At 68.9% G+C, this 5,240-nt stretch carries 6 protein-coding genes; 5 read left to right on the forward strand and 1 reads right to left on the reverse strand.

The features are described from left to right. Positions 1-220 (forward strand): integrase core domain-containing protein (locus LOK44_RS29590; protein WP_237573653.1); only part of this gene is annotated, 220 nt, incomplete at its 5' end. A 393-nt stretch (positions 221-613) separates the two neighbouring features. Here the strand turns inward: LOK44_RS29590 and upp are convergent. Next, positions 614-1,237, reverse strand: a complete 624-nt coding sequence (gene upp, locus LOK44_RS29595; protein ID WP_237573654.1) for a uracil phosphoribosyltransferase — start codon at positions 1,235-1,237, stop codon at positions 614-616. Between the two features lie 13 nt (positions 1,238-1,250). On the opposite strand from upp, the gene LOK44_RS29600 reads away from it, so the two are divergent. The 4 genes from LOK44_RS29600 (at position 1,251) to LOK44_RS29615 (ending at position 5,120) form a co-directional block, all read left to right on the forward strand. Further along, positions 1,251-1,583, forward strand: a complete 333-nt coding sequence (locus tag LOK44_RS29600; protein ID WP_237573656.1) for a type VII secretion target — start codon at positions 1,251-1,253, stop codon at positions 1,581-1,583. 3 nt (positions 1,584-1,586) lie between these two features. Further along, complete coding sequence (locus LOK44_RS29605) at positions 1,587-2,633, forward strand: C40 family peptidase (protein WP_237573657.1); 1,047 nt, start codon at positions 1,587-1,589, stop codon at positions 2,631-2,633. 358 nt (positions 2,634-2,991) lie between these two features. Beyond that, positions 2,992-4,257 carry a protein export chaperone SatS gene (gene satS / locus LOK44_RS29610; RefSeq protein ID WP_237573659.1) on the forward strand — a complete coding sequence of 422 codons (1,266 nt, stop codon included), beginning with the start codon at positions 2,992-2,994 and terminating at the stop codon, positions 4,255-4,257. A gap of 38 nt (positions 4,258-4,295) precedes the next feature. Beyond that, complete coding sequence (locus LOK44_RS29615) at positions 4,296-5,120, forward strand: alpha/beta fold hydrolase (protein WP_237573660.1); 825 nt, start codon at positions 4,296-4,298, stop codon at positions 5,118-5,120. The last annotated feature ends 120 nt before the right edge of the window (positions 5,121-5,240 follow it).

The raw sequence follows: 5,240 nt of genomic DNA on the forward strand, positions 1-5,240 counted from the left end.
ATCACCGCAGACCAACGGCGTCATCGAGCGATTCTTCGAGACGCTGAAATACGAGCACCTCTTCCGCGGCTACATCGGCGACGGTGATGCCCTCGACATGGAAGCCCACCGCTTTCGCGTCATCTACTACACCATCCGACCACACCAAGCCATCCAGGACCGCACCCCACAACAGGCTTACCTGAACCCCATTAACCTGGAAATCCTGCCAACTCCTTGACTCAAGACAACCTGGGAGTGACAGGAATCCGCGCCGAAAACCGATGCTGACCAGTCTGTGGATGAAACCAGCACTGGGGATAAGTCGTTCAGGCGAACGCGTTTTCGTCGGTGGGGTGGTGTAGAGCAACGCGTCACGGCGTAGTGAACCGGGCGGGCCACAGAGCGGCGTATAGCCGTCAGCGTGGCGGGTCGAGAGCCCCACGGGGAGCTTGAGGAGCTAGCGGGACGAGGCACGGTCTGGCCAGGAGCCGGCGACAGGGCGACGCTAGGACGATTCATGCGGCCGCACACCCCATTGTCGCGAGTTGTCGCTCAGAGTCGGGCATTTCGACGGTCGCCTCCCCGGCGATCAGGCGTCAGTTCACCGAATCAACAACCGCAGAAACACAATTCAGCGCGGACCGAACTGCCGATCCCCGGCGTCGCCCAGCCCCGGCATGATGTAGGCGACGTCGTTCAGACCATCGTCCACCGCTGCGGTGTACAGCTTCAGGTCCGGCACCACGCGGTCCAGGGCAGCTATGCCCTCCGGCGCGCACACCACGCACACCGCCGTGATGTCCACCGCCCGACGAGCCTTGAGCAGCCCCAGCGTGTAGGCCATCGACCCCCCGGTCGCCAGCATCGGATCCAGGACGATCACCGGCTGCTCACTCAGATCCTCCGGCAGCGACTCCAGGTACGGCGTCGGCTGAGCCGTGGTCTCGTCCCGCGCCACACCCACGAACCCGACGTGCGCCTCGGGGATCAGGGCGTGCGCCTGATCCACCATGCCGAGCCCGGCCCTCAGTACCGGCACCAACAGTGGCGGCGACGCCAACCGCGACCCGGTGGTGTCCGCGAGCGGCGTGCGCACCGGCACCGCTTCGGACGCCAAGTCCCGAGTCGCCTCGTAAACGAGCATCAACGTCAGGTCGCGCAGCGCGGCGCGGAAGCCGGCGTTGTCGGTGCGCTCATCGCGCAGCTTGGTCAATCGCGCAGCGGCGAGAGGATGATCGACGACCCGGACGTCCATGGGCGGAACCCTAATGGAACCGAAGCGCTTCGACCGGCGTCGTAAGTACGTGCACGCCGACATCCCCGCGATCCGCGCCCTCGCCGCGTCCCACGCCAGGCACTCGACCGACCTGGAAGCGCTCGCCGCCGCACTCGCGAGAGTCGCGCCGCCACCCGACGCGTTCGGGTCCGTTGGCGCCGACTTCCTCGCCGCGGTCGCCGACGCACTGACGTCCGAAGCACAGACCGCCGATGGGCTCACCGCGCGGGCCGTCGCTGCGTCGAACGCGGGCACCACGACGGCCGATGCCTTCGACGAGGCGGACCTCCGGGTCGGTCAGGCCGTCGGTTCCGTCGGGATCTGATCGGTGCCGGGTTCAGTCGCGGCGGCGCTGGCCGCGCCACTCCACGACCTGCGGGCGACGCTCGGCACCGGCTCGACCGACGTCGCCGGTCTACTCACCGGCCTCCCGAGCGCACTGGCCGACGTGGCCGCAGCGCTGAGCAGCGACACCGCGCGGACGAACTGGACCGGCGAGGCGGCGGTCGCCGCGGACGACTTCACTCGCCACACGGTCGAGGCGATCGAGGCGATGGCCGGGCGTGCGGAACGCCTCGGAGCCACGGTCGGCGCGGCCGCCGACGCGGTCGCCCGCGCCCGGGTACGGCTGGACGCGATCATCGCGGCGTTCGAGTCGAGGGCAGCCGAACTCGAGCCGCACCTCGACGAGCCCGGGGTTGCGGAGGCGCTCGCCGCGGAGGCGCAGGGCGCACTCGACGAGGCGGCAACGGTGGTGGACGGCCTGACCACCGACCTGGCCACCCACCAGGCCGCGGTCACCACCACGCCTACTGCGACACCGTCCAGCCCCACCAGCCCGGCCGGGTGGTCCGCTGCAGCACCGCTGACAGCCGCCGCGTCGGGACTTCGGACGATGGCGGCTGCACCCGCCGGCGCTACGCCCGCCGGTAGCCCGACGAACCGACCCGTGACCACCACCCGCCCCGAGCAGTTCGGCAGCGAGACGGCGATCAACCTGCCGGGCGGCGGCAGTGCGACGGCGCCCAACGAGGTGGCGGCCAGCGCCGTGCGACATGCCTTGACCCAACTGGGCGTCCCCTACGACTGGGGCGGCACCACCCCCGGCGTCGGCCTCGACTGCAGTGGGCTGACCCAGTGGGCCTACCGCGAAGCGGGGTTGGACATCCCGCGCCTGGCTCAGGAGCAGGACATCGGGGCGCGGGTCGACGGCCAGTCGCTACGACCCGGCGACCTCGCCGTGTGGGACGGGCACGTTGCGATGGTCGTCGGCGACGGCCTGATGGTCGAGGCGGGCGACCCGGTGCAACTCTCCCCCGTGCGTACGACCAACGCGGGCCAGGGTTTTCAGGGTTTCTGGCGGCCCACCGCATGACGATCGACGGCGCAGGGAGTGTCGCTGAGACCGACGTGGCCGTTCGGCGGCCGGATGAAATCGCGCGATTAAAGCAAGACTTAGCTTTCTATGAGGTGAATTGAGTGGAACTCTCAGGTTTGCTGAGGACCATCGATGGGGAACCTCGACATACACCGCAAGCATTGGAGCGTCGCATGGTCCTCGGCACGAATTACCGATTTGGCGCAGGCGCGTACCTCATCATGCTCAGCGTGGCAGCTTGGCAGGCTTCGGTGAACCGCCCGGACTCGAGCAAATAGCCGCCAACATCACCGACGCGACCTCTCGAAACGAGGACCGTGTCAGTTCTACGAGCGACGTCGTTACGCTGTGCCGCATGGCTGCGGAAATCGTGCCGGTCCGGCTCGGACTGACCAAAGGCGACCTGTACACCCTGTGGGCTCCGTCTTGGCGGGACGCAGACGACGAATGGCAGGGCTTCCTCGGCAAGGACGATGATCTCTACGCCTTCGAGTCGGTTGCCGACCTGGTGGCGTTCGTCCGGTCGAGCAAGGACAACGACCTCGCCGACCACCCCGCGTGGCTGGCGCTGGTCGAGGCGACGGCCCACCGCTGCGACCCCGACGAGGAGCACGTCTACGACCTCGTCGACGTGCCCGAGGTCGCCGCGGAGAAGCCCACCGAGGGCTCGGTGGCATCCCTTCTTCGGTCGCTGTCGATCGTGCAGTCGCTCGGATCGGTCTGCGACCTGACCGCGGTCGCCAAGTTCTTCAACGGCAACCCGGTGCTTGGCTCCCTCGGCGGCGGCATCGACGCGTTCGCCGGACGCCCGGGCCGCAAGCGCTGGACCGAGATCGAAGGCGTCATCGGACGCAACTGGGAATCGGTGCTCGACTCGATCGACGAGGTCGTCACCGTTCCCGACGTCGACTCGGCAGCCTCCGAGAAGGCCGCGGCCGAACTCGCCGAGCCCGCGCCCGAACCCGACGAGCCCGAAGCCGAAGCCGAGGAGCCGGTGATCGACGGCGTCGTCGACACCGACGACGAGGAGGACGCGCTCGCTGCGCACGCCGAGGATCAGGTCCTTGGCACCGACGAGAACTTCTGGGTCCAGGTCGGCATCGACCCGATCCGCATCATCAGCCGGGGTGGCACCTACTACACGCTGCGCTGCTACCTCGGTGAGAACCCGGTCTTCCTGGGTCGCAACGGACGCATCAGCGTCTTCGGCTCCGAGCGCGCGCTGGCCCGTTACCTCGCCGACGAACACGAGAGTGACCTGTCGGAACTGTCGACCTACGACGACGTCCGCACCGCCGCGACCGACGGCTCGCTCGAGATCGAGGTCACCGAGGAGAACGTCTACGTTCTCAGCGGTCTCGCCGACGACATCGCCGACGGGCCCGATGCCATCGACCGCGACCAGCTCGATCTCGCGGTCGAACTGCTGCGCGACGTGAGCGACTACGCCGAGGACACCACCGTCGACGCCGCCCTCGACCCCGACCAGCCGCTGGGCCGCTTCGTGGCCCACGCTCTGAATCCCGAGACGGTGACCGCTCCCCCCGCGCCGTACGCCAAGGCCGTCGCGCAGTGGGAGCAGCTCGAGACGTTCGTCGAGTCGCGCCTGCGCACCGAGTGACGCGATGAGTTCTGCCGCGGCAGCCAGTCTGCACCGGCATGACCATCACTGACGGAGCCGTCTCCCACTCGCTCGACGTTCCCGGCGCACGACTGCACTACGAAGTGCGTGGTGCCGGGCCCCTGCTGCTCGTCATCGGCTCGCCGATGGCCGCCTCGGAGTTCACGACCGTCGCCGACGCGCTCGCCGCCGACCACACGGTCGTCACCTACGACCCGCGCGGGTACGCCGGAAGTCCGCTGGACGACCCGACCAGCCCGTCCACGCCCGACATCCGCGCCGACGACGTCGCGGCGATCATCGACGCGGTCGGCGCCGGGTCCGCCGACGTGTTCGGCTCGAGCGGCGGCGCGGTCACCGGTCTGGCACTCGTCGCACGGCATCCCGACAAGGTGCGCACCCTGGTCGCCCACGAGCCGCCGCTGACCGAACTGCTCCCCGACGCGGCCGAGCAACGGGCGGCCACCGACGCGATCATCGCGACCTACCACCGGGACGGGTTCCAGGCCGCCTGGGTTCACTTCATGGTCAACGCTGGCTTCGACCTGCCCGAGGGCGACGGACCCGGCGAGCAGGGCGCCCCGGAACCCACCGGTGATCAGGCCGCCGAGTCGGGCCGGTTCTTCGAACACGATCTCGCGTCGACGACGCGGTACCTCCCGGACGTCGAGGCGCTGCGCGCAGCACCCGCCCGGATCGTGATCGGACTGGGCGTCGAGTCGAGCACGCTGCTGACCGACGCGACGTCGCGTGCCACCGCCGACCTGCTCGGCGCCGAACTCGCCGAGTTCCCCGGCGACCACGGCGGCTTCATGGCAGTTCCCGACGCGTTCGCCGACCGCCTCCGCGACGTGCTCGGCTAGGTGTACTGACCACGGACGTTAGGTACGGCGTGGCGTGGTGACATAACGAAGACCTCCGAGTGAAGTGCGAGCTGTCTAGGAACGCACCAACTCACTCCGGAGGTCTTCGTGTCCCACCGT

It is taken from the genome of Mycolicibacterium lacusdiani (genome assembly GCF_021916785.1).
GTDB lineage: Bacteria > Actinomycetota > Actinomycetes > Mycobacteriales > Mycobacteriaceae > Mycobacterium > Mycobacterium lacusdiani.